The sequence below is a fragment of the Comamonas sp. Z3 genome, from assembly GCF_008121565.1.
Classification (GTDB): Bacteria; Pseudomonadota; Gammaproteobacteria; order Burkholderiales; family Burkholderiaceae_C; genus Comamonas; species Comamonas brasiliensis.
In genome coordinates, this window is record NZ_VOQU01000009.1 from 225,315 (window position 1) to 249,954 (window position 24,640).

General features: G+C 58.5%; 17 protein-coding genes, 1 tRNA gene, 3 pseudogenes and 1 other annotated feature. Of the genes and pseudogenes, 4 read left to right on the forward strand and 17 right to left on the reverse strand.

Features of this window, described 5'->3' with window-relative positions; genetic code table 11:
• Positions 1-58: 58 nt before the first annotated feature.
• The 3 genes and pseudogenes from FSY59_RS24540 to FSY59_RS24550 form a co-directional block, all read left to right on the forward strand.
• Positions 59-355 (forward strand): annotated as a pseudogene (locus tag FSY59_RS24540) (nucleotidyltransferase domain-containing protein); the annotation flags it as partial.
• The gene (locus FSY59_RS24545; protein WP_052013942.1) at positions 348-716 is read left to right on the forward strand and encodes a DUF86 domain-containing protein; all 369 of its coding nucleotides are present in this window, start codon (positions 348-350) and stop codon (positions 714-716) included. The pseudogene FSY59_RS24540 and the gene FSY59_RS24545, both read left to right, overlap by 8 nt.
• A 91-nt stretch (positions 717-807) precedes the next feature.
• Positions 808-1,590, forward strand: coding sequence for a DeoR/GlpR family DNA-binding transcription regulator (locus tag FSY59_RS24550; protein ID WP_141567796.1), 783 nt, complete (start codon positions 808-810; stop codon positions 1,588-1,590).
• A 164-nt stretch (positions 1,591-1,754) separates the two neighbouring features.
• Here FSY59_RS24550 and FSY59_RS24555 read toward each other — a convergent pair whose 3' ends face one another.
• The 14 genes and pseudogenes from FSY59_RS24555 to FSY59_RS24625 form a co-directional block, all read right to left on the reverse strand.
• Positions 1,755-2,561, reverse strand: coding sequence for a phosphodiesterase (locus FSY59_RS24555; protein ID WP_019042136.1), 807 nt, complete (start codon positions 2,559-2,561; stop codon positions 1,755-1,757).
• 108 nt (positions 2,562-2,669) lie between these two features.
• Positions 2,670-3,929, reverse strand: a complete 1,260-nt coding sequence (locus FSY59_RS24560) for an ABC transporter substrate-binding protein (RefSeq protein WP_029158307.1) — start codon at positions 3,927-3,929, stop codon at positions 2,670-2,672.
• A gap of 8 nt (positions 3,930-3,937) precedes the next feature.
• Positions 3,938-4,783, reverse strand: coding sequence for a carbohydrate ABC transporter permease (locus FSY59_RS24565; protein ID WP_019042134.1), 846 nt, complete (start codon positions 4,781-4,783; stop codon positions 3,938-3,940).
• Positions 4,783-5,652, reverse strand: a complete 870-nt coding sequence (locus FSY59_RS24570) for a carbohydrate ABC transporter permease (protein WP_019042133.1) — start codon at positions 5,650-5,652, stop codon at positions 4,783-4,785. The genes FSY59_RS24565 and FSY59_RS24570 overlap by 1 nt, the downstream gene beginning before the upstream one ends.
• Positions 5,653-5,654: 2 nt before the next feature.
• Positions 5,655-6,740 carry an ABC transporter ATP-binding protein gene (locus FSY59_RS24575; protein ID WP_019042132.1) on the reverse strand — a complete coding sequence of 362 codons (1,086 nt, stop codon included), beginning with the start codon at positions 6,738-6,740 and terminating at the stop codon, positions 5,655-5,657.
• Between the two features lie 4 nt (positions 6,741-6,744).
• Positions 6,745-7,401 carry an HAD family hydrolase gene (locus FSY59_RS24580; protein ID WP_019042131.1) on the reverse strand — a complete coding sequence of 219 codons (657 nt, stop codon included), beginning with the start codon at positions 7,399-7,401 and terminating at the stop codon, positions 6,745-6,747.
• Positions 7,402-7,980: 579 nt separating this feature from the next.
• Positions 7,981-9,227, reverse strand: a protein-coding gene (locus tag FSY59_RS24590) for an IS3 family transposase (RefSeq protein WP_229227497.1) whose coding sequence is annotated in 2 segments (ribosomal slippage) — positions 7,981-8,936 and positions 8,936-9,227 — 1,248 coding nt in all. Because the reading frame shifts where the segments join, the coding sequence is not laid out codon by codon here.
• Positions 8,830-8,946: a sequence feature (AL1L pseudoknot), on the reverse strand. It overlaps the preceding gene by 117 nt.
• Positions 9,228-9,366: 139 nt before the next feature.
• Positions 9,367-9,843, reverse strand: a pseudogene (locus FSY59_RS27960) (transposase); the annotation flags it as partial.
• 406 nt (positions 9,844-10,249) lie between these two features.
• Entirely contained in the window at positions 10,250-11,062 is an 813-nt protein-coding gene (locus tag FSY59_RS24600; RefSeq protein WP_158529941.1) for a replication-relaxation family protein, read from the reverse strand.
• A 1,127-nt stretch (positions 11,063-12,189) separates the two neighbouring features.
• Positions 12,190-13,998, reverse strand: coding sequence for a DUF6538 domain-containing protein (locus FSY59_RS24605; protein WP_148729815.1), 1,809 nt, complete (start codon positions 13,996-13,998; stop codon positions 12,190-12,192).
• 112 nt (positions 13,999-14,110) lie between these two features.
• Positions 14,111-14,200: transfer RNA gene (locus FSY59_RS24610), tRNA-Ser, on the reverse strand.
• A gap of 256 nt (positions 14,201-14,456) precedes the next feature.
• Entirely contained in the window at positions 14,457-16,754 is a 2,298-nt protein-coding gene (locus tag FSY59_RS24615; protein WP_003052418.1) for an NADP-dependent malic enzyme, read from the reverse strand.
• 169 nt (positions 16,755-16,923) lie between these two features.
• Positions 16,924-18,411: a nucleobase:cation symporter-2 family protein gene (locus FSY59_RS24620; protein WP_003052419.1), complete on the reverse strand. Its 1,488-nt coding sequence runs from the start codon at positions 18,409-18,411 to the stop codon at positions 16,924-16,926.
• A 659-nt stretch (positions 18,412-19,070) separates the two neighbouring features.
• Entirely contained in the window at positions 19,071-20,255 is a 1,185-nt protein-coding gene (locus tag FSY59_RS24625; RefSeq protein WP_148729816.1) for an MFS transporter, read from the reverse strand.
• A gap of 129 nt (positions 20,256-20,384) precedes the next feature.
• On the opposite strand from FSY59_RS24625, the gene FSY59_RS24630 reads away from it, so the two are divergent.
• Positions 20,385-21,359: a LysR family transcriptional regulator gene (locus FSY59_RS24630; protein ID WP_003052423.1), complete on the forward strand. Its 975-nt coding sequence runs from the start codon at positions 20,385-20,387 to the stop codon at positions 21,357-21,359.
• A gap of 85 nt (positions 21,360-21,444) precedes the next feature.
• On the opposite strand, the gene FSY59_RS24635 is transcribed toward FSY59_RS24630, so the two are convergent.
• The 3 genes and pseudogenes from FSY59_RS24635 to FSY59_RS27805 all read right to left on the reverse strand — a co-directional run.
• Positions 21,445-22,722 carry a M20/M25/M40 family metallo-hydrolase gene (locus FSY59_RS24635; protein ID WP_003052425.1) on the reverse strand — a complete coding sequence of 426 codons (1,278 nt, stop codon included), beginning with the start codon at positions 22,720-22,722 and terminating at the stop codon, positions 21,445-21,447.
• Positions 22,719-24,494, reverse strand: coding sequence for a 2-oxo-4-hydroxy-4-carboxy-5-ureidoimidazoline decarboxylase (gene uraD, locus FSY59_RS24640; RefSeq protein ID WP_003052427.1), 1,776 nt, complete (start codon positions 24,492-24,494; stop codon positions 22,719-22,721). Before uraD ends, FSY59_RS24635 begins: the two co-directional genes overlap by 4 nt.
• A 7-nt stretch (positions 24,495-24,501) precedes the next feature.
• Positions 24,502-24,640 (reverse strand): annotated as a pseudogene (locus FSY59_RS27805) (allantoinase); the annotation flags it as partial.

A 24,640-nucleotide genomic window follows, 5' to 3' on the forward strand; every position in this document is an offset into this window, starting at 1 on the left:
GGCCGACTGACGACGGCCCGCACCCGTTGACTGCCTACCCTGGAGTGGTGATGCAGGCCCTGAGAGTGATTTGGATGTTGCGTTGATGTCTGACGAGTCACTGGCGGCAGAGGCCCTTTGGGGTCTCAGTAGTCGATTGGCTGGCATTGTGGGTTGTCATGTTGACTTGCTGGATCTGCGATCTGCCTCGACGGTCATGCAGTACCGGATAGTGACAACAGGGCAGCGACTGTGGGCCAGAGATGAGCAGGCGGCTCTCTACGAAACCTTTATCCTGAGCCAGAAGACCGCATTGGACGAAGCGCGGGCAGGGCTGCTAGATGACATTCAGAAGACGGGGACTGTGTATGGTTGATGATGTGTTGATCAACAAGGCTGCGACCATAGAGCGCTGCGTCATGCGCGCGCGGGAAGAGTACGACAAGTCGCCTGCGACATTTGCATCTGATCACACCCGTCAAGACGCGGCCATCTTGAATGTTCAACGGGCCTGCGAGGCTGCGTTAGACATGGGGCAGCACTTAATTCGACGAGAGCGCCTGGGCATTCCTCAAAGTTCGAGGGATGTATTCACTTTGCTGGCTCAGGCACGTTGGATTGAAACGGCACTTGCTGAGCGTTTGCAGAAGATGGTTGGCTTTAGAAACATTGCCGTGCACGACTACCAAGCTCTACAGCTACCGATTGTTGATTTCCATCCAGAAGTGACCCACTAGACCCCGGCGGGTCAGTTCTGCGTGGAAATCAACACTATTCATCTATGTGTAGGGTTTTTCGGCCGACAATGCTCCTATGGAGAGACGCTTCATGTTCAAGGCTGAACGACAACAGAAAATTCTGGCGCGCATGCAAGAGACCACCTCGGTCACCGTCAAGGACCTAGCCAAGGTCTTTTCCACTTCCCCCATAACCATCCGGCGCGACCTCATTGAACTGGGCGAGCTCGGCCTATTGGAACGTACCCACGGTGGTGCCATAGCCGCTCAGGAGGTCTTTGCCGAAGGCTCTGCGCGTTACGAGATGTACAACTATGGCGAGCGCAACGATCAGCAGGCACAGGAGAAAGCGGCGATTGCGGAATGCGCAGCCCAGTTCATTAGCGATGGCGACAATATTCTGATCAACGGAGGCACTACGGCCCACGCGCTGGCTCAAGCTTTGCGAGGTCATCAGAATCTGTACGTGATCACAAATGGCCTTTCCGTGGCCAACGTGCTCGGGCAAGGGCTGCACGCTAATGTCTACGTGCTGGCCGGCCGCCTAGATGCCCGCAAACAAGCCACTGTCAGCCGCCCCAGCGACGAAGGCCTGCCTCATCTGCAAGTGCGTGAGGCCTTCTTGGGCGTGCATGCATTGTCTGCCCAAGGAATTTACATGCGTGACCCGGAAGACGCCGACATGAACAAGGCCTTCATGGGCGCTGCCAGCCGCGTAACGGTGCTGGCTGATTACACCAAGCTACACGCCTTTGCCAGCTTCCGCATTAACGACTGGTCTTCGGTACAACGGCTAGTCACCGATGCGAAGGCCGACCCCGACATCCTCAATCTCCTTCGCCAGCAAGGAGTGGAGGTGGTAGTCGCTGCCTGAGCGGCTAGTTGCGCTACCAAGCATAGCCTATCACCCTGTGATGCGATACATCAAGCACGTGCGCGCCACTCAGCAAGTGGTTGATCCACGATGTCGATTGGGCTTGCACATGACATTCGTCCACCTAGCGCTTACTGGTTGTTACGAGGCAGCGGTGTGCAACATTAGCCACCAAGCAGGTAAGTGGGCTCTTGGTCCAAAAAGTCTTCCAGGTGGATCAGTACTTGCTCGGGCGAAAGCATCAGCACGCCGTATTGGGGACCTTCGTTTTTGCCCACGATGCGCAGCGAGGGGTCTTGTAACACCAATGCCACTTGGTGATTGGTGCCCCGCAAGGTGGAGTAGGGGATACCTTTGAAGGATCCCAAAATCGGGCGATGGATGTGTCCAAAGAAGAAGTGTGCGATCTTGTGCTGAAGTCCTTCGATGGCAGTTTCAAAGGGTTTGGTGTTCAGCAAGGAGATTTTGTCCATGCTGGTTATGCCAATAGGGAAGAAGGGGTGGTGCATGAACAGCAACACGGGCTTGTTAGCTTGCTCAAGCTGAGCTCGCAGCCAAAGAGCACGTTTCTCGCAAAACACGCCCCAGTGCACGCCAGGCTCGTTGGTATCGAGAAAAATGGCGGTTTGATGTTCGAGTTCAAGCACATATTGCACAAAGCCGTGCTCGTCTCGTGCAATGTGGGCAAAGTGCTGCTGGAAGTTGTTGCGGCTGTCGTGGTTGCCCAAGATGGGGTAGACGGGCATGGACAAGCCACTTAGGCACTCGCGTAAATGCACATAGGCTTGCTCGTGGCCGTAGTGGGTCAAGTCGCCTGTGATGAACACCGCACGTGCATCGGCATGGTGTTGCTGAATGTGGGCCACGGCTTGCTGCAGGCGTTGCTTAGGGTTCAGTCCGTATAACAGGCCGTTGCCGTCTTGCACGAGGTGTGTGTCTGTCAGGTGGATGTATTTGTCGAAATGAGGCATGGGCAGTGATGTGGCTGTTAGCGTGCTGGGGGCTAGGCTGCGTGAGGTCGGGGCATGTGCTCACACAAGGCGTGCAAGCGCATGCTCCAAAGCGTGCAGTTCTGATGTTTAGTCGAGAAGTTTTTGCACGTCGGCAGACATGGCCTTGAGTGCATCGGCGGGTTGCTTCGAGCGGTCGAACACAGTTTGCACGTGGTCATCAATTACGTCAGTGATTTTTAAGCCGTTCTGGCCAGGGAAGGCATACCAGCCAGTCAACCAAGGAATCTGCTTCACCGCGGTGTACTGGTTGGGGTTGCTTTCGTAGTAGCCTTTGAGTGCCTTGGGGTCGTCAATTGGCAAGGTGTTGGCTGGGAAGTAGCCGGTGTTTTTGGTCATAACCGTGGCTCCTTCGGGGCCGGTGGCGAACTTGATGAACTCCCACGCGGCCTTTTGGCGCTCGGGGTCCTTGGCAAACATCATGGCTACGTTGCCTCCTGCAGGTACTTTGCCGCCTTTAGTGGTTACGGGGAACATCCCGGTCACCAGTTTGAAACGGTCGCCAATTTGCTTTTCCATCACGCCCAAGCGTGAGGTGGACGACGACAGCACGGCCAGCTTGCCAGCCGCAAACATTTGCGCTGCTTCTTTGTAGCTGATGTTGGCCATGGTGCCGTTTTGCACCATGGAGCTCATGGTGTTCATGGCTTTGAGGCCCTTGGCATCGTCAAATGCCACCTTCTTTTCGGTGCTGTCGAGAATCTTGCCGCCATCGGCAAACAGCAGCGCCTGCCACAACCAGTTCCCGGTGATGCCCCAGTCGAAGTAAATGCCGCCCGTTTGTGGGCTGGCTTTACGTGAAGCTTCGCCGAGCTTGATGATATCGTCCCAGGTCTTGGGCAGTTGATCGACGGTGGTACCTGCCTTGTTCACCAAGTCCATGTTGTAGTAGACGATGGGGGTGGACAGAGCAAAGCCAATGCCGACCTGTTTGCCTTGAATTTGCCCCAGCTCCATCAGCGATGCGCTGTAGCCGCTCTTGTCCCAGTTCTTTTCGGCTTGGATGAAGGGCTTCAGATCCACAGCAATGCCGCGGTCCACAAAGATGCGCTGGCGGTTCAGACCTTGAAAAGACACATCGGCCAGTTGCTTGGTCACTGCATGGCGTAGTGCTTGCTGGGCGGCCACTTCGTAGTCAGGCGTGGGTGCACGGAACTTGACCGAGTAATCAGGGAACTTCTCGTTGAACTTTTTGGCGATGACTTCTTGAGTCTCGTTGAACATCTCAGGGTAGACGTAGTCCACCACGAGCTCGATTTTGGCGGCATGGGCAGCACCCATGGTGCAGAGCACGGTTGTAACAGCTGCAATGAATTTCAGTTTCATCATGACTTCCTTCAAGCTTTGACACCTGAAAAGGTGACACCTTCGATAAAGCGCTTTTGCGCGAACAAGAAAAAAACAACCAGGGGAATGGTGATCAGTACCGTGCCGGCCATCAGCGGGCCGTAATCGTTGCCGGCTTCTTCGTTGGCAAAGAACATGGTTCCCAGCGGGGGTGTAGCGAGGTCTTGGGTATTGATGACGAGCAGGGGCCAGAAGTAGTCGTTCCAGTGCCAGACCACCGAGAAGATCGAAAAAGCGATCACGGTAGGCATGCAGGCCGGCAGCAGCACGCGCCACACCAACTCGAACTCACCCATGCCATCTAGCCTTGCGGCGTGGATGAGGTCATCGGGAATGCTTTTGATGGACTGCCGGAACATGAACATGCCAAAGGCAGACGCGATGAAGGGCAGGATCAAGGCCGAGTAGCTGTCGAGCAAACCTAAGTGATACAAAAAGATGTACAGCGGAATGGCAGTGGCCTGAAATGGCACCATCAGTGACAGCATGGTTAAGCCCCATGCGAGGTCATGGCCGCGAAACTTGATCTTGGCGAAGCAGTAGGCGGCCGGAAATGCCAGCGCAATTTGTACGACCAAAATGCCAGCGCACACCACCACACCGTTGAGCAAATATCGCAGCAGCGGTACGCGTGTGAGCGCTGCGCTGTAGTTTTCCCAGGCAGCCCATTCGCGGGGGATGAGGTTAAAACCTGCATCGAAAATCTCACTCGCGGGCTTGAGTGAGATCGATAGCATCCACACAAAAGGCAGCAGATAAATGAGGGCTAGACTCATCAACACGACATGGCGCGCAAAGCGGCTGGCCAAGGAGGGGGATAAGGGATCGGCCATCATCAGTAGTGCGTCCTTTTTTCCATGCCCTTGTGCTGAATAAGCGTGAGCACAAAGATGCCGGTCACAAACACGACCGTCATAGCCGAGGCATAGCCCATCTTGAAAAATCCAAATCCTTCGGCGTAAATGCTGTGCAGCAGCACATCGGTGGCCTTGTTGGGACCACCCTGTGTCATCACATGCACGGTGTCGAATACCTGTAGGGCGCGAATGGCACAGATCGTCACCACGAACAACATGGTGGGGCCGAGCAAAGGTAAGGTCAGGCGAAACATGCGATCCAGCGGATGTGACATACCATCAAGCCAAGCAGCTTGGCGCAGCTCATCTGGAATACCTTTGAGACCCGCCAAAAACATCACCATGGCTAAGCCTGACATTTGCCAGATGCCAATGGCAGCCAACGTTGGTAACGCCAGTTCGTAATCTTTGAGCCAGTTGAAGGGCCCGACCCCAATCAATGCGAGCAACTGATTGAGCAATCCCATCGTGGGGTGCAATATGAACTGCCACACCACCGCCATGCCAATGAGGGTAGAGGCCACGGGCAAAAATAGTGCCGTGCGGTAGAAGCCGCGCCAACTTGTATGGCTTTCAACCAGCAAGGCGCTGACCAAACCCACGGTGATGCTGCCCAGTGACACCCACAGCAGATAGTGCACCGTGTTGGTAAAGGACTTGCGAAATCCTGCGTCGTCCCACAGTTCGCGGTAGTTGTCCAGGCCGACCCATGCAAACTGGTCGGATCCAAACTGCCAGTCGGTCAGCGACATCACTGCCACCAGGCACATGGGCACCAGCAGCAGCAAAACCGTCAAGATCAAACTGGGTAGCAGCATGAGCGAGGTTTGCAGACGTGAGATGTGCATGCTTATGCCTCCAGACGGCGACCATGCGCATCAAAAAATATCAGCTCTGAAGGCTGTATGTATAGGGTGACGGTTTGTGTCTCATGTACTGGCTGGGTGGCCTCGGTTTGTATGGTCATGGCTTCGTGATGCTCGCCTTGTGCCACCACTACTTTTTCGCTGCCCGCGTACTCTACCGACTGCACCTGTGCCAAAACGCTCCAGCAACCTGTTTGTGTTGTCCACATGAATTGGTGCGGGCGAATGCCTACGACAACGGCCGAAGTTGGCGGCAACACACCATCATTCAGCTTCACCGCAGAAAGCGGCAACAGATTGATGCGAGGTGAGCCCACGAAGCTCGCCACTTCTTGGCTGGCAGGGCGCTTGAACAAAGCCTCAGGGGTGTCGAGCTGTAAGATCTTTCCGTTCTTCATCACAGCCACACGGTCAGACATGGACATGGCTTCGTGTTGGTCGTGCGTCACGTACACAAAGGTTACGCCGAGTTTGCGGTGCAACGCGCGAATCTCGGCGCGCAAGGCCTGACGCAAGTTGGCGTCGAGGTTGGACAAAGGCTCGTCGAATAAAAACAGCGAAGGCTTGCGTACCATGGCGCGAGCGAGTGCTACGCGTTGTCGCTGTCCGCCCGACAACTGCGAAGGCTTGCGTTGCCACAGGTGCTCAATGCCCAAGACCTGCGCCACCTGTTTACCCTCTTGCTCAATCTCGTTGCGAAGAGCACGTACCGAAGGGTTGAGGTACTTTATGCCCGGCAGGCGCTGCCAAAACGAGAGCTTGCGCATCAGCAAAGGCGTACTAATGTTCTCGCCTGCAGTCATGTGTGGATACAGCGCGTAGGTTTGAAACACCATGGCGCAATCGCGCTGTGCAGGTTTTTGGCTCAGCATGCTTTGGCCTTGGCTTTGAATGTCACCGCTGTCTGGTGCTTCGAGGCCAGCGAGCAAGCGGAGCAAGGTTGATTTACCGCAGCCAGACGCACCCAGCAAGGTCAAAAATTCTCCGTCGTGAATCTGTAAGTCCAACTGATCGAGGATGGTCGTGTCGCCATAGCGTTTAGAAATGCTACGAAGGTGGATGTCAGCCATGGCTTCAAGCCTCCAACATGTCGTTCAACTGCTCATAAGCATCAAACCTCAGTACGCTGGGCTCAAGCTCATGCATATTGCGGTGATAGCCGCGTACATGGGCTGCAAAAGCAACTTTCGCGGCGTGTGCGCAGCTGGCGTCGATTCCCGAGTCACCTACGAACAAGGTCTCGGATGGTGTGGCACCCAGCAGTTGCAGACAGGTATGCAAAGGCTCGGGGCTGGGCTTGGGAAAAGGTGTGTCATCGATGCAGACCACGGCTTCAAAAAAATCGCTAAGTTGGTGGTGGCGCAGCAGTTGCAGGCTACTTGCACGGTCGCGGTTGGTGCAGATGCCCAGCTTCAGGCCTTGAGCTTGCAGTCGGGCCAGCAATTCGGGTACGCCCAGGTACACGGTGGCGTTCAGCACAAAGCGGCTCAGGTAGCTGCGCATGAGTTGGGTTTGCGCTGCTTCTTGTTCGGAGCCTCGAAGATCCGCTTGTTGAGCAGCCAGTGCCAACATGGGAGCGATGCCTGCGCTCAACTCGAGCTTGAGAGAGGGCATATCCAGCGTGCGGCTGTTTAAGCCCTCGTGCAGCGTGGCCTGCAAGCTGGGCCAACTGTCGAGCAAGGTGCCATCCAGATCAAAGATGACAGTTTTGAATGGTTTTGCAAATTTCATGATCGAAATTTATCAATGGATCATGAAATATTCATGACATCGATCATTTTCGATCTCAATAGATCAATTTTTTACCGATGAAATGCGATGCGATTTTTTTCGTGGGCGGCGTTGTTGCATTACAGAGACTTCCCATAAAAGCAAGCGCTGATGGTTTTCTTTTTTGATAGACCTGACTGCCGTGTGATCACGATGCGTAAAACGAGGAACAGACTGCACATCTACAGACGGGGTTTTGCACTTTGGTGTGCGCCCCAAGAAACAAACCGCGCAGCAGGGCTCCATTCAAATCTCGTGATGTCCTTGGACTCACAATGCAACAAGCGAGCTTGTCTGCTGCTGGTCTGACCTGTCTATTGCATCTTTGATTTCACGTCTGGCAAGTTAAGGATTGGGGCTTAAGCGATGAGCTCGCTTGGCCTGGTACTGATATGGTTGGTTTCGTAGCTGCGCTGACGTGTCATCAACGCCCAGAGGATGCGAGCATTTTTATTGGCAAGAGCCACGACAGCTTTTTGCCATCCACTGCGCTGCCTCAATGCTATGGCCCATTGTGAATCACACCGGGTTTGGTGGAGGCTAGTTTGTTGAAGTGCAGGCGTCAGCCTGCACGGTCTTGGCAACTTGCCGCCAGTAGTTTGCCTCAGCCTCCGCTGGCGGTATATGTCCTATGGATTCCAGCAATCTGCCGTGGTTGAACCAGTGCACCCATTGCAGTGTTGCCAGCTCCAGTGATTCCCGTGTTTTCCACGGCCCTCGCTTGTAGATGACCTCCGTTTTGTAAAGCCCGTTGATGGTTTCGGCCAGAGCGTTGTCGTAGGAATCTCCAGTGCTACCCACCGAAGGCATCAGGCCAGCTTCCTCCAAACGTTCTGTGTAGCGAATGGAAACGTACTGACTGCCCCTGTCGGAGTGATGAATGAGCTCCGTGTCACTTGAAGGCCGCCTTGCATACAGCGCCTGCTCCAAAGCATCCACCACAAAGTCCGTGCGCATGTGGCTACTAACCCGCCAGCCCACTATGCGGCGGGCATACACATCAATCACAAAGGCCACAAACATCTGCCCTTGCCACGTTGATACATAGGTGAAGTCTGCGACCCAAAGTTGGTCAGTGCGCTGAGCTGTGAACTGGCGGTTGACGAGGTCTAGCGGGCATGGCCTTGCTGCATCTGGACGTGTTGTGCGCACCTTCTTGCCACGCCTTGCGCCTTTCAGGCCCAGCTTGCGCATCAGTCGTTGTACGGTGCAGCGGGCAATGGGTAAGCCCTCTCGGTGCATCTGCTTCCAGACTTTGACCGTCCCATAAACCTGCCAGTTGGCATGCCACACACGTTGAATATGGGTGCAGCGTTCTTCGTCCGATTGACTGCGCTTACAGCGCAGCCACGGGCAGTTTCTTTGCTGAACCCTGCGCCTGTAGCCCGATGGGGCAATTTGCAGCAGCCTACAAATTGGCTCGACCCCATAGGCATCGCGATACTGGTCTACAAAGTCAATTAGCTCTTGATGCGACGGTCCAGCTCCGCCTGCGCAAAAAAAGCGCTCGCAGCCTTGAGGATGTCATTGGCTCGGCGCAGCTCCTTGTTCTCTCGCTCAAGTTGCTTGAGTCGCTCACGTTCATCCGTGGTCAACCCTGGCCGTTGGCCTGCATCTATTTCTTTGCGCTGCACCCATCCATGCAGGGTGCTAACAGAGCAGCCAATCTTGGGGGCTATCGACTCACATGCACCCCACAGTGATGCGTAATCCGCTTGGCATTCCTGCACCAAACGTACGGCACGTTCACGTACCTCGGGGCTAAAACGAGCAGCTTTAGTGTTCATGACTCAATCCTCTCAGGAGTTGAGCCTCCACGGAAGCCGGTGCGATTCAACCTGTCGTTCGCTGTCATGCGCTGGACAACAGCTTCTGGCTGCGAACTCGGTTGGTCACGACTAGCGGAGTGGTCAGCCGCAACCGGCAAGTTCGTTTGAGCCACCCTGCTATTTGCTCTGGCGACCACTGACTCTGCAATTTACCCGCCACGATTTGCGCCAGCTCAGGGTTGCAGGCCAACTTGCACGTCTTTGGGCGGCGTGCTCGCTCCCAGGCCACCTCGTCTGCCTTTGTAGCTCGGTAGCAAGTCTTGCCGCCGTTACGCAGGAGTTCACGGCTGATGGTGGACGCTGCTCGTTTCAAGCGTTTGGCTACACAGCGGACGGACTCACCTGCGGCCAAACTGCGCGATATCTCCTCGCGCTCTGCCAGAGACAGAGTCAAGTGAGATCGGCGTCTTGCACGAGGCCGGATGCCACCCGTTGCACTCAGGATGGTGTGGATGGATGTGTGCGGTCGGTCAAACAGCTTGCCGATCTCGTGCAAGGTATCACCAGCTTTCCAGCGGTCCCACATCAGGGCCTTCTGAGCTTCGGTGTAGTAAATCCGCGGTCTTCGCTTCATTCCAACACTCCTTCCGCCAGAGGCGGTCATTGTGTTGCATCGACCGGTTGAATCCACAGCCAGGAGCAGTCAATTCGGGAAGTGCCTTCAAGGACTGCCACTGGCCGAGCTGCGATAGTCGCATGTCAACCCTGAGCAGACATTCCCTAAAGCCATACCGGCTCATCTATAGCACACGCGAAGCTTATGAAAGTTGACATGAGGAGGTCATCCCAACTCGTCGGGGCGAAGGGTTAGATGACCCCTAAATTTCTTACTTAGACGAGTTTTCACACAGCCTCGGCCGAACTCAGTCACGACCAGCGGACTGGTCAGCCGCAATCGGCACAGGCGGTCAACTCATCCAGAATACGCACTGCGAAGTAGCTTCTGAAAAATCCCATATCAAGATGGGTTTTTTTTCTTATTACAGTGTAATTTCTCGCAGTTCAAGCGTTTCCGGATCGAGCTCGGACACAGCGATATGCAAAGCGAGGATGCGTGCATCAAGCTCCTTGATCTGTCTTGGCCAGCCTGTTTCAGGCCTATGCGTGAGCCGGTTTTTGATCCGTTTTCCAATTGTGCGAGCAGCCGGTGACGTCACAACGAAGTGCATTCGCGAGATTCCGTGATCTCGCCCAAACATCATGCGCATGCAGTCAATCAGCTTCGCAAGATCGCCTTCACCTCGCCATGAGTTTTCGACCTCTATCCAGACGAAACGGCCGTCCTCGACAGCCACCAGATCGGGGATTTTTGCTATCTGCTCTTCCTTGTGGCAATACTCGAAGCGCGTTAGATCACACTCCCCGGCCCGCACGCTCAGCTCCGAGAACACCTCGTCAGTTGGCCAAGCGACATAGACGCTGTTACACGCCGAGCGATGGCTGTGAGCATGCCGGATGTAGTCCCGAGCATGCGCTTTCTCTGCTATCAGGCTGTTGCCGTGCTGCTTGATTACGTTGACGCCCGCACGATTCAGTGCATACAGTAGCTCACCGCTGCCGGCGCTGACGCTCCAGACGGACTCCCGCTTGCTCACCACGAGCTTCCGATTGAGCAGCCACGTGAGCGTGCGGCGTGCCATACGGCGCGAGTTCTCATCACATCGTCCCCAGAGATGGCGGGCGACTTGGCGAGTGGATGCGTACCCCGTTGCAGCCAGGAGGTGCAGGGCTTGTAGGCGGTATGCAGCGCCTTTGTTGCGTGTATTCATACAAGCGTATAGCGCCGTGCACATGTCTGCCAGATATACCGATGCCTCGGTACTTATACGGCTCAAGGTTGCATAAAGTCGGAAGGGACCCTCCACCTGTGCTTGGCTGCCATCGAAATCACTCTGTATTTGCAGGCCACTTTCTCGTTCTCGGACAACGTCGGAAAGGTGTCCTCGCCTGATTTTTTCGTGCTCGGAGTCCCCAGCCCTTGCCAAGATCCAGGGCAGCGCCTACGGGCCCCAAAGACACTACGACGGTTTTTTGCAAAAACCGTCTGCGCGCAGGCACTTCGTGTCCTGCTTGCGTGCACCGTCGGGGGCTTCACGGCCTGGACGGCCTACCCCCAACTGCCCGGCTAGTGCCGTGCTGCACTGCGGCCCCGAGCGAGCTCGGGCAAACCGCTTCTTCATGCGCCCCAAAGGGCGCACCGCCTCGGCCCCAGCAAGCTGTCGGCCTCACCTTTACGAATCGATTTGCCCGAGCTGCGCCCGGGGCCGGGGTGCTAGCACCCCCGCCGATCCCACCGGCGCTTGGGGCGCCTCGACGCTGAGGGCGTCGTAGATCCGGCGGCTCCCCCTTATGCACTGCCTGGCCTGGGGGCCAGTCAGCCGCTACGGCCGTGAGGCCTGCGCGTCCCTGCGGGTGCTCTCCGCGCTGGGGCGCTGCGCAGCCCGTCCGCCCGCTGACGCGTGCTCTACGGGCCTTGCTGGGACCATGCCCGCACTTCAGGGGATGCTACTTCGGGCTATTCCCACGGCTAGATGCTTGGAGTCTTGAATACCGCCGAAACGGCCAGGACACAAGCCAGGGACGCAAAAGATCCCGGACAGTAACGCCCAGGGAAGAAGAGGAGGAAACGCATCCATGAAGCCTCAGTTCACCTTGGGTGCTGTCCTCGCTGAATCGCCCCCGGGGCGATTCACTTGTAGCTACTTTGAAGCATGTTTCCTCCTGCTGGGATGCAGCATCGGGGATGAAAAAAGGCCCGGCAAAAGCCGGGCCAAGAGAGGTGAGGAAACTTCATGACACATGAGAGCCTATTTTGCACAGACACTTGCCTTCCAAAATCTGCCCTCAAACCTGTATAGCGCGCAAGTTAGAGGATGATGAGCATCGTGACTGTTTTTTTTGAAGCCTGCGCCTCATTAAGCTACGGGGTCTTATGGGTCTCTTCTCTCCATCGCTGCACATGTGAAAGCAGTCGCTTACTTATGATGACTCTCCCTTGGAGCCAATCTTTAAAGGGGGGTGGAAGCTTTACATTAGGGTAGGTGATTCGTTGGATGTAGGGTCTGAACGCTTCAAGTTCGTATCCATATCCATAGTGTCTTTCACTACCTTCTTTTTCGATTTCGCCTTTGTCTTGGGGGCGCACTGATGCTCGGCCTGTATAGGCTTGTGCTAGCCCTTTAGGCCATTGGTCTTCAACGTTTGCTGCTCTGATTCTGTCTTCCAGAGAGTGTCTGAAGCTGTGATTGCCATAGCCGCTACCGAAACCTAACTTATCCCGTACAAAACGAACAAATGGCTGCTCGTATGCTCGTCCCCACTTGGGTGATTTTCCATCACATTCAGGAAGGGCTGCCGGGAAGAGGGGGCCCTTCGAATAGTGGTTCATGACGCTGCGGACGAAGTCGACAAAACCTTGTTGTATAAGAACATGGTGAATCGGTACGACACGCATCGATGCTTCATTTTTAAGAGCTCGAGCAGGGCCAAACTCGGTTTCTCCATCTTGAATCAAGATACCTAAGTCTTTGAGTAGCACATCCTCTACTTGTATTTGAGCTGCCTCGCTGACGCGTAATCCATGCCACATGCAGATGAGCGGAATCCAGTAGCGAGCCCCAAGATCGTCTTTCATCTTGCCTCGCCAAGCTGACGAGTTCGGGTTGTACCAGTCTGATGCAAATAATTTATTGAGGTGGTCGGACTGATAAGGAAAGCGGGGCTTTTGGCGAAGTTTTTCTTGCTTGGCGTCGACAGTAGGCATCACATCTAGTTCTACCACTGGGTTGTTGTTGATGAGTTTCTTTGTTTTCCCAATACCAAATGCAGTGTGCAAAGCTCTTTTTACGCGGCCTGCTACGTACTTGTAGCTCCAAGCCGCTTCTTTGTCTTGCAGACGGTTTTCCAGGAAGTTGTAGACATCATCTGAGCTAACCAAATGCAGGGGCTTGTTCTCTGCGAAGTCAACAAATCGCTGCCAAATCGACAGATAAGTAGACTGGGTTTTGGGATATTTTGGGGATAGATAGCGTTTGTAGTGAGGTGTGATGTCTGCCAAACGATTTACCTGTGGAGTCGGCGCGCGTTCTGGCTGCGCCTCCCATACTGCTTCAAGCGGCGGTGGCAGTTTTGAAAGATCAGGTGATCCGAGGGATTCGCCTTGCTGTCGAGCCGCGAGAGTTTTGTACCCAGTTTTCACATGTGTCAGCACTTCGTAGGTGAGTGCTTGCCATTGCGCGTCGGTTGCCTCTAATTGATAGCCACGAAACACCATGAGCTGGTTCACGAATTCGTGGAATCTGCCAACATTTCCTGAAGCTACTGCTCGGTTGATGAGGGGGAGCATTTCCTGGATGTTCGCATCCAGCGATTCGAACTCCTCATCGCTCATCCCCTCTTTGCGTGCTTGGGCATCCGCGTCTAGCGTGCTCAGAAAGAGGGAAGCGATTTGCCCTGGGAGCTCTGGACTGATGGAGAGACTTTTAAGCCGCGTCTTACGGGGCAGCTTCAAGAAAGAGCCGATGGAAGTTGCTTGCGTTTGGTTGGATCGAGCTGCGGCAAGCTCGCGATCTGTTTGCACGGTCAGCAAGGCGCAAAGCTCTTTGGCCTTTTTGTAGTCTCGCCCGAGCCTTTTAACGAAGTTGGCTTTTGCGAAACGTGGGCGCAAATCTTGGGGGATGGGACGAAGGAAACGATAACCGTGGTCGTCCTTGCGCATGTAGGTTGGCATGTCAGCGTCCTTTGCTGACCGAACCTTTTGCTGCCGCTGTGTACCAGTCATTTGTACCACTTCAGGAGTAAAACTCCTTGATCTGAAGCGATTTCAACGACTTAGTTCAATGTGGCGGAGGCTGTGAGATTCGAACTCACGGAAGGATCACTCCTTCGGCAGTTTTCAAGACTGCTGGTTTAAACCACTCACCCAAACCTCCGGATGGCAGGATTCTACACAAGGATTGCACGCTGTCCGGCATTGCGCATATTTTGTCCTGTTCATGAAAACCATAGCGTGCCGCGCTTGCTGCATAGGGAGTGCCAGCCACTTTTCATCGCTTGACTTGGCGACGCTGGCAATGGTCACGGCCGGCGAACCAAGGGTCGTCGTGAAGGTTCGAGAGCAAAACAAAAACGCCCCGAAGGGCGTTCTTGTGGCTGCCTCGGGCGGGATGCCCGAGAGGTGCCGTTTGATCAACTGCGCAGTGCGATGGCCTGAGCGGCTGCCAGAGCGGTCATGTTGACCACGCGGCGCACGGTGGAGGAGGGCGTCAGCACATGGGCGGAGGCCGAGCAGCCCATCAGGATGGGGCCGATGGTGGTGCCATGGCCGCCCGTGGTCTTGAGCACGTTGAACAGGATGTTCGCGGCGTCGAGGTTGGGGCAGATCAGCACGTTGGCCGCGCCGGTCAGCGAGGACTCCAGCAGGGAGTGGCTGCGCACGTTGGCGTCCAGTGCCGCGTCGCCGTGCATTTCGCCATCGCACTCGATGCCGGGGTTGGCGGCCGCGAACAGGTCGCGTGCAGCGCGCATCTTGCGGGCCGAGCCACGCGTGGACGAGCCGTAGTTGCTGTGCGAGAGGAAGGCCACCTTGGGGGGCAGGCCGAAGCGGGCCACTTCGTCGGCAGCCATCTTGGCGATCTCGGCCAGTTCTTCGGCGCTGGGCGCGTCGTTGATGTAGGTGTCGGCCACGAACAGCGTGCCGGATTCCAGCATCACGGCGTTCACGGTGGCGAACTCGTTGGCGCCCTTCTTCAGACCCAGCACATCTTCCAGATGGGCCAGGTGGCTGTCGAAGCGACCGACCAGGCCGCACAGCATGGCGTCGGCATCACCCAGGTGCACCATCAGGGCGGCGATCAGGGTGTTGGAGCGGCGCACCGCAGCCTTGGCGGCTTCGGGAGTGACGCCGTTGCGGCCCATCAGCTTGTGATAGGTCTCCCAGTACTGACGGAAGCGGGGATCGTCTTCGGGATTGCAGATTTCCACATCCTTGCCCAGCTGGATGCGCAGGCCGGCCTTGGCAATGCGGGCTTCGATGACGGCAGGGCGACCGATCAGGATGGGCTTGGCCAGGCCATCGTCCACGGCAACCTGCACGGCACGCAGCACGCGCTCGTCTTCACCTTCGGCATAGGCCACGCGCTGCAGATTGGCCTTGGCGGCTGCAAACACGGGGCGCATGAACATGCTGGTCTGGTAGACAAAGCGGGTCAGGCTTTCGCGGTAGGCGGCGATGTCCTCGATGGGGCGGGTGGCGACACCGGATTCGGCGGCGGCCTGGGCCACGGCGGGAGCGATGCGCAGGATCAGGCGTGTATCGAAGGGCGTGGGGATCAGGTAATCGGGGCCGAAGGTCAGCTCCTTGCCCTGGTAGGCGGCGGCGACTTCGTCGCTGACGTCCTGCTTGGCCAGGGCGGCGATTTCACGCACGCAGGCCAGCTTCATGGCTTCGGTGATCTTGGTGGCGCCGCAGTCCAGCGCGCCACGGAAGATGTAGGGGAAGCACAGGACGTTGTTGACCTGGTTGGGATAGTCGGAGCGGCCGGTGGCCACGATGCAATCCGGGCGGATGGCCTTGGCCAGTTCGGGGCGGATTTCGGGCTCCGGGTTGGCCAGGGCCAGGATGATGGGCTTGTCGGCCATGGTCTTGACCATGTCGGCAGTCAGCACGCCGGGAGCGGAGCAGCCCAGGAACACGTCGGCGCCGTCGACCACGTCGGCCAGGGTGCGGGCTTCGGTGTTCTGAGCGTAGCGCTGCTTGGAGGCGTCCAGACCGCCGGGGCGGCCTTCATAGATCACGCCCTTGGAGTCCACCATGTAGACATTGGAGCGCTTGATGCCCAGGCCCACCATCACGTCCACGCAGGCAATGGCCGCCGCGCCGGCGCCGGAGACGGCCACCTTGACGGCGCCGATGTCCTTGCCCACCAGTTCCAGGCCATTGAGCAAAGCGGCGCTGGAGATGATGGCCGTGCCGTGCTGGTCGTCATGGAACACCGGAATGTTCATGCGCTTGGACAGCTCCTGCTCGATGTAGAAGCACTCGGGAGCCTTGATGTCTTCCAGGTTGATGCCGCCCAGGGTGGGCTCCATCGAGGCAATGATGTCGATGAGCTTGTCGGGATCGCGCTCGGCCAGTTCGATGTCGAAGACGTCCACGCCGGCAAACTTCTTGAACAGGCAACCCTTGCCTTCCATCACGGGCTTGGAAGCCAGCGGGCCGATATCGCCCAGGCCCAGCACCGCGGTGCCGTTGGTGATCACGCCGACCAGGTTGCCGCGCGAGGTGTACTCGGCGGCGGTCGAGGGGTCTGCCTCGATGTCCAGGCAGGGATAGGCCACGCCCGGCGAGTAGGCCAGGGACAGATCACGCTGGTTGGACAGGGGCTTGGTAGGGGTGACGGAAATCTTGCCTTTGACGGGGCTGCGGTGGTATTCGCGGGCCGCATCGCGCAGGGCTTGTTCGGCGGAGGACAGGTTTTGTGTCATACGAAATATTTATCAGCAAGTTGCTTCTCGGAGCTTACCGGATGGCAAGAAGCATTTTGAGTCAGGTCTGTTTTGCTTCAACTGTATCGACAACAAACCCCCTGGCGCACTGTGGGGCGGCAGGGGGCTTGGGCTGGCGGGTAAGCCGGCGTTCGCTTCGGACTGGCGTTTAGTGAGCGTCAGCCTCACGTGCTGCGTTGATGGCAGCGCTGTTGTCTTTGGCGGCTCCGTTAAAGAAAAGATTCAATGCCACGGCGGTAATCGAGGACAGCAGGATACCGGATTCAATCAGTGGATGGATGGAATGGGGCATCCACTGACGGAAATTAGGGGCAACCAGAGGAATCATGCCCACGCCGATAGACACTGCCACGATCATGGCGTTGTTCTTGTTGTTGCGGAAATCCACATTGGCCAGGATGCGGATGCCGGTGGAAGCCACCATGCCGAACATCACCAGACCTGCGCCGCCCAGAACGACGGTGGGCAGGGATTCGATCAGGGCCCCCATCTTGGGCAGCACGCCCAGGACGATGAGGATCACGCCACCGGCCACGCAGACCCAGCGGCTGAGCACGCCGGTCACGGCCACCAGACCCACGTTCTGCGAGAAGCTGGTGTAGGGGAAGGTGTTGAAGATGCCGCCGATCAGCGTGCCCAGACCGTCGGTACGCAGACCGCGGGTCAGCTCGTCCTGCGTGATGTCGCGCTTGGCCATGTCGCCCAGGGCCAGGAACATGCCGGTGGATTCGATCATCACCACGACCATCACCAGACTCATGGTGAGGATCAGGATGGGGTCGAAGACGGGCATGGCGATCTGGAAGGGCAGTACCAGGGTGAACCACTCGGCCTTGGTGACCTTCTCGAAGTTCATCAGCCCCATGGCCACGGAGATCACGCCACCGATCAGGATGCCCATCAGCACCGAGATATTGGCCAGGAAGCCCTTGGCAAAGCGTGCGATCAGCAGGATGGACAGCAGCACGATGCCCGAGACCGCAGCGCCCTGCAGATCGGCGTACTTGGGGTTGGGCATGGTGGGCAGCACCGAGAAGCCCTTGGGAATGGCGGGCAGCGAGGAGCCGGGGGCGCCGGCCATGGCCTGGGCTTCGGCCAGCCACTTCAGATGCTCGGGGTTGGGTACGGAAGGGGCGGTCGGGCCTACGGGGTTGCCGAAGATCCAGTTGATGCCTACACGCATCAGGCTGATGCCGATGACGGCGATGATGGTGCCCGTCACGACCGGAGGGAAGAAGCGCAGCATGCGGCTGATGAGCGGCGCAATGAGGATGGAGATCACCCCCGCGCCTATCACCGAGCCAAAGATCAGGCCTGCGCCGGCGTTGCCGCCGGTGCTCTGTGCCATGGACACCATGGGGGCCACGCTGGCAAAGGTCACGCCCATCATCACGGGCAGCTTGATGCCGAACCACTGGGTTGCGCCCATGGCCTGGATCAGGGTGACCAGGCCGCAGACGAACAGGTCGGCAGAAATCAGGTGCGCGACCTGCTCCGGAGGAAGGTTCAGGGCACGGCCCACGATCAGCGGCACGGCGACGGCACCGGCATACATGACCAGAACGTGCTGCAGACCTAAGGCGGTGAGCTTGCCAAATGGCAGAACCTCATCCACGGGATGCACTTGGGATGTCATAAAAACATGTCTCCTCACTCTATATTGGCTTCAGGTTGGCATGCGATTTGCGAACGGCATGCAATCCATACAAAAAGTGTATACAGCTCATAACGCGCAGCATCTAGCGGTAAACCCTGCTCAAATTTCGGTTTCTGAATGGGATGCCAATGGTTATGTTTTTCGTGCATAACCATCTAAGGTAACTACTAATTGCTATCAAATATGTAGCTTTTAACTCTTTGTTTTTCTAATTTTCTGAATAAAACATATTGAAACCTATTGATATCAAGCGGTAGGTGCTTTGTTTTTCATAGCGGATCTTGCGCGATATGCAATCGGCGCGGATCTGGCTCCGGTTATGCGCGCGCAGGTTTCGGGTCTTGAAACATCTAGTGAAAGAAAGCGGGCTGCCAAGCGAGGATCGCTCGCATGCATTAGCGTTGAGGAAGGTGCAAAAAAAGGCATTGAGCCCGGAATTGGTGCACCTCCGTGCAAAAGCGTGCATGGAGGCCCGCCAAGAGGCTCTGCGCTGCAACAGGAGCCAAAGCGGTGCAAGAACCATGCCGAAGTGGTGCGCACGCAAAAAAGGCGACCTTGAGGTCGCCTTGGGTGTGGAGTGCGCTGCGGGAATGCGTTGTAGCGGCTGCCGAGGCGGCCACGCTATTCAGCCTGCCCCCTCAATGCATGCCTGCCGCCATGGCCGGTGACTGGCCGGAACTGGCCCGGTGTGGAGCCAGGCTGGCCATGAGCAGCGCTGCGGCCGCAGGCAGAGCGGCAGCCCAGGCCAGCGAAGTCAGGCTCAGGCCCTGCGCGATCACCGCTCCACCCAGCCAGGCACCCAGGGCATTGCCCAGATTGAAGGCCGCGATATTGAGGCTGGACGCCAGATTCATGCCGGCCTCGCCCGCAGATTGCAGCACGCCCATCTGCAGCGGCACCACGGTGGCAAAGGCGGCAATGCCCAGCAGCAGCACAAAGGCAATCGCCAGTGGCGTGCTTGCAAACATCCAGCGGCCCGCGATCAGCACCAGCATCAAGGTGGCCAGCGACACCCACAGCGCGCGCTGCACGCCAAAGCGGTCGGCCAGCTTGCCGCCCGCATGGTTGCCCAGGGCCAGCCCCGCGCCGAACAGCAGCAGGGTGAAGGCGATCATGCGGTTGTCCATTCCCGTGATCTGGGTCAGCAGCGGCTCTATATAGGTATAGAGGGTGAAGACGCCAGCGAAGCCGATCACCGTCAACAACAGGCCGCGCCACATGGCGCGATTGCGCAGCACGGCCAGCTCCTGCGTCAGGCCCTGAGGGTTGGGCATGCTGAGTGCGCGTGGCACATGGCGCAGCAGGATCAGCAGCGCGATCACGCCGATGCCGCTGACGCTGGCAAATGCCATGCGCCAGCCCCAGTGCTGGCCGATCCAGGTGCCGAAGGGAACGCCCAGCAGCGTGGCCAGGGTCAGGCCGGAGAACATCAGTGCAATGGCCGAGGCTTTCTTCTCGGGTGCCACCAGTTGCGTGGCGACGACCGCACCTACGCCGAAGAACGTGCCGTGGGTCAGCGAGGTCAGCACGCGTGCTGCCAGCAGCCAGCCATAGCTGGGTGCCAGGGCGGCAGCGGCATTGCCGGCGATGAACAGCAGCATCAGGCTCAGCAGCAGCAGCTTGCGCGGCCAGCGGCGCGAGGCCAGCGTGAGCACAGGGGCGCCCACGGCGACGCCCACGGCATAGCCCGAGATCAGCGTGCCCGCCGTGGGGATGGAGATATGAAGATCCTGGCTGACCTGGGTCAGCAGGCCCATGATGATGAATTCCGTGGTGCCGATGCCGAAGGCACCGGCGGCCAGCGCAAGCAATGCTGCAGGCATGAAGAACCGTCCTTGTGAAAATACCGCGAAGGGCTGAACTGTGAACCTGCGGCAGAAGGCGCGCTAGCCCTTGATGCGGACAAGCATTTGTTCCTGTGCGGAATAAATCGCATCTCTATGATGTGATTCATGAAGAAATCGATTGCTATGCCGACCGCTCAGGAGCAGGGATCGGACCGCTTTGTGGAGCTGCAGACCTTTGTGCTGGTGGCCCAGCAGGGCAGCTTCTCGGCGGCGGCGCGCCTGCGCGAGGTCTCGCCCTCGGCGGTCAGCAAGATCGTGGCCCGGCTCGAGACCCGGCTGGGCGTGCAACTGCTGCGTCGCAGCACCCGGCGGCTGGAGTTGACGGCGGAGGGCGAGCAGTTGCTGGAGCAGGGCAGGCAGTTGCTGGCGGACTGGCTGGCGCTGGAGTCCTCGGTTACCCGGCAGGGCCAGCCCACCGGCGTGGTGCGCATCAATGCAAGCTCCTCCACCGGCAATCGCCTGCTGGTGCCACTGGTCGGCCCGCTGATGCGGACCTGGCCGGGCCTGCAGCTGGACCTCAGCTTTACCGATCATGTCGTGGACCTGATAGCGGCCCGTGCCGATATCGCCCTGCGCTGGGGAGAGCTGCCGTCTTCGGACATGGTGGCGCGCAAGCTGGGTCACACGCGCCAGGTGATCGTGGCCTCGCCCGACTATCTGCAGCGCTTTGGCAGGCCGGCCCATCCCGATGAGCTGTCAGGCCATGTGCGCATTGGCTGGAACTACCCGCGGGCCATTCCCCACTGGCCGTTTGTGGTGGCGGGCAAGGCGGTGACGGTGAGCATGGGGGAGGTGCTGCGCGTCAACGATGGCGAGGCCATGGCCAACCTGGCCAAGGCCGGGGCTGGTCTGGCGCGGCTGTCGCTCTATCACGCCTGGGAGGATCTGCACGCGGGCAGGCTGCAGGCGCTGCTCGAAGACTTCAATCCCGGAGATCTGCAGCCCATCCATGCCGTGTATGTCGGCAAGCCCGGCCAGCTCCCGGTGAGAACGCGGGCAGTGCTGGATTTTCTGGCCAGCCATGTGGACCTCAGCCATGCCGAGCAAATGCCTACCGACCTGCGGGTGTCGCGTACATAAAAAAAAGAGCCCGGACGAATCCAGGCTCCTTGAAAAACCTCCATCCAGTCTGGAGAAGGCTAGGCGTTCAAACGGTAGTTGGTGCTCAGGCAGTCAGGTCCACCAGCGAACGCGCCACCACCTTGGTGGCACGGCGCAGGTCTTCCAGCACCAGGCGCTCGTCGGAGCGCTTGGCGTGCGATTCCAGCACGGTGCGGGGGCCGGCGCCGTAGATCACGCCGGGGATGCCGCGCTCGACGTACAGGCGCACGTCGGTGTACAGAGGCGTGCCCACTGCGGGAGGCTTTTCGCCGAAGACGGCTTCGCCGTGGGCCTGGATGGCGTCGACCAGAGGCTTGTTGCCATCCAGCGGGGTCATGGCATTGGCCAGCAGCAGGCGCTTGATGTCCACGCGCACGGCGTCTTCACCGGTGTAGCCCCCCTGGGTGTTGAAGTCGGCGATGGCCTTGGCGATGACAGCACGGATGCTGGCTTCGACTTCCACGGGATTCTCTTCAGGAATCATGCGGCGGTCGATCTTGAGCATGACCTTGCCGGGCACCACATTGGTGTTGGTGCCACCGTCGATGCGGCCGATGTTCAGGTAGGGGTGCTTGATGCCGGGCACCTTGGAAGTGACTTGCTTGTACTTCACGTTCTCGGCGTACAGCGCCGTGAGCAGCACCGCAGTGGCTTGCAGCGCGTCCACGCCGGTGTGGGGCACGGCGGCATGAGCCATCTTGCCCTGCACGGTGATTTCCATCTGCAGGCAGCCGTTGTGAGCGGTCACAACTTCGTAGCTGAAGCCTGCTGCGATCATCAGGTCGGGCTTGGTCAGGCCTTTTTCCAGCAGCCAGCCGGGGCCCATGATGCCGCCGAACTCTTCGTCATAGGTGTAGTGCAGTTCCACAGCGCCCTTGCTGGGCTTGGCCACGGCTTCCAGAGCACGCACGGCAAAGGTGAAGGAGGCGAAGTCGCTCTTGCTCACGGCAGCGGCACGGCCATAGAGCTTGCCGTCCTCGATCTCGGCGCCGTAGGGGTCCTTGGTCCAGCCTTCGCCCGGAGGCACCACGTCGCCGTGGGCGTTCAGGGCGATGGTGCGGCCGCCGTCACCGTAGGGACGGCGCACGATCAGGTTGGTGATGGATTCCATGCCGTAGGCCTTGACGTCGGCTTCGGGCACGACGTGCTTTTCGGCGTCGAAGCCAAAGCCCTTGATCAGATCGGCAGTACGTTCGGCATGGGGGGCATTGTTGCCGGGAGGTGTGTCCGTGGGCACTTGCACCATGGCCTGCAGAAACTTCACTTCTTCGTCGAAGTGCTCGTCAATCCATGCATCGATGGCGGCGTAGGTGGCTTGCTTGTCTTGATTCATATTGGTCATTGCTGTTCTTGAGCCAGTTGGTGGAGGAGGTGGGTGAAGGCATCCACGGACAGTTGCATGTCGTCGGAGGTGGAAGCTTCCAGCGGGTTGTGGCTGATGCCGGCGTTCATGCCGCGCACGAACAACATGGCCTGGGGCATGATTTCGTGCAGCTTCATGGCGTCGTGACCGGCGCCGCTGGGCATGCGGAACAGGGGCACGCCCAGTGCGTCGACAGCGTTTTCCCAGCGTTTCTGCCATTCGGGAGCGCTGGGTGCAGCCGCTGCCTTCATGGACAGATCGGTGGTGTAGCGCAGGCCGCGGCGTTCGGCGATCGCTGCCATCTCGGCCATGATGTCGTTGATCATGGCGTCGCGCTGCTCGTTGGTGGGGGCACGCAGGTCCAGCGAGAACTGGCAGCGGCCGGGAACCACGTTGACCGAGCCCGAGGGCACGTTCAGCTGGCCGATGGTGGCCACGCTGTCGCCATCCTGGCCGGCGCGCTTTTCGATGTACAGCGACAGCTCGGCCACGCCGGCTGCGGCGTCGCGGCGGCGGTCCATGGGCGTGGTGCCGGCGTGGCTGGCCATGCCGATGAATTCGCAGACATAGCGGGCGCTGCCGTTGATGGAGGTGACGATGCCCAGGGGAATGTCCAGCTCGTTGAGCACGGGGCCCTGCTCGATGTGCACTTCCACAAAGCCCAGGTACTTGGCGGGGTCGCGCTCCAGCTTTGGGATGTCGTCGATGCACAGGCCGGCATGCAGCATGGCTTCGCGCAGCGTGATGCCGTCAGCGTCCTTCTGTTCCAGCCATTCCTGCTTGAAGTCGCCCACCAGGGCGCCCGAGCCCAGGAAGGTGGCCTTGTAGCGCTGGCCTTCCTCTTCCGAGAATCCCACCACTTCGATGTTGAAGGGCAGGCGCTTGCCTTGCTGGACCAGTTGCTTGACGCAGGCCATGGGCACGAAGATGCCCAGGCGGCCGTCGTACTTGCCGCCATTGCGCACGGTGTCGTAGTGGCTGCCGGTCAGCAGGGTCTTGGCGCCTTCGGTGGCCGCCTTGTAGCGGCCCACCACATTGCCCACGGCGTCGATCTCGACCTCGTCGAAGCCGATTTCGCGCATCCAGTGGCTGATGCGCTGGGCGCAGGCGCGGTGGGCGTCGGTCAGATAGGTCACCGTCAGCTGGCCTTTTTCGGCATAGCCAGGGTCGCTGTTGGTGGACAGGCGTTCCTGCCAGTCCCAGACTTCGTTGCCTTCGACGGGTTCGTAGCCGAACTTGTCGTTCAGGCGGATCTCGGCGATGCGGTGGATGTTGCGCAGTGCCTCGGCCTGTTCGTAGGCCGGATGGTTGAACATGCGACGCTCGAAGGTCGCAATGATCTCGGCCTTGCTCAGACCCAGACCGCGCGCGCCGCGCACGGCCAGGATGAAGGGGAAGCCGAAGCGCTTGCCGTATTCGGCGTTGAGCTTGCGGATGTGCTCCAGCTCTTCGGGCGTGCAGTTGGTCAGGCCCGCCTTCTTCTGCTCATTCGTCGATTCGGCGGTGAGCGTGTTGGTCTCCATCTGCTTGCCGGCCAGCTCCGGGTGGGCGCGGATCAGATCGAGCTGGGCCTGCTCGCTGGACTCGGCCAGCACCTTGGCCATGGCGTGCTTGATATGCGCCATGGACTTGAAGGGACGCTGCTCCAGCGCCTTGGCGGCAATCCAGGGGGAGTGCTCGTACAGGCCATCGAGCAGATCGGTGGCGGTTGCCGCATCGGCGGCATTCAGTTGTTCCAGGGTCAAAGCCATGACGCAATCAATCCTTGCAAGGGAAACGCTCGGCCCAGTGGCGAGCCAAATCAATACGGCGGCACACCCACACGTTGTCGTGCTTCTGGATGTGATCGAGGAAGCGCTGCAGCGCTGTAATCCGGCCGGGACGGCCCAGCAGTCGG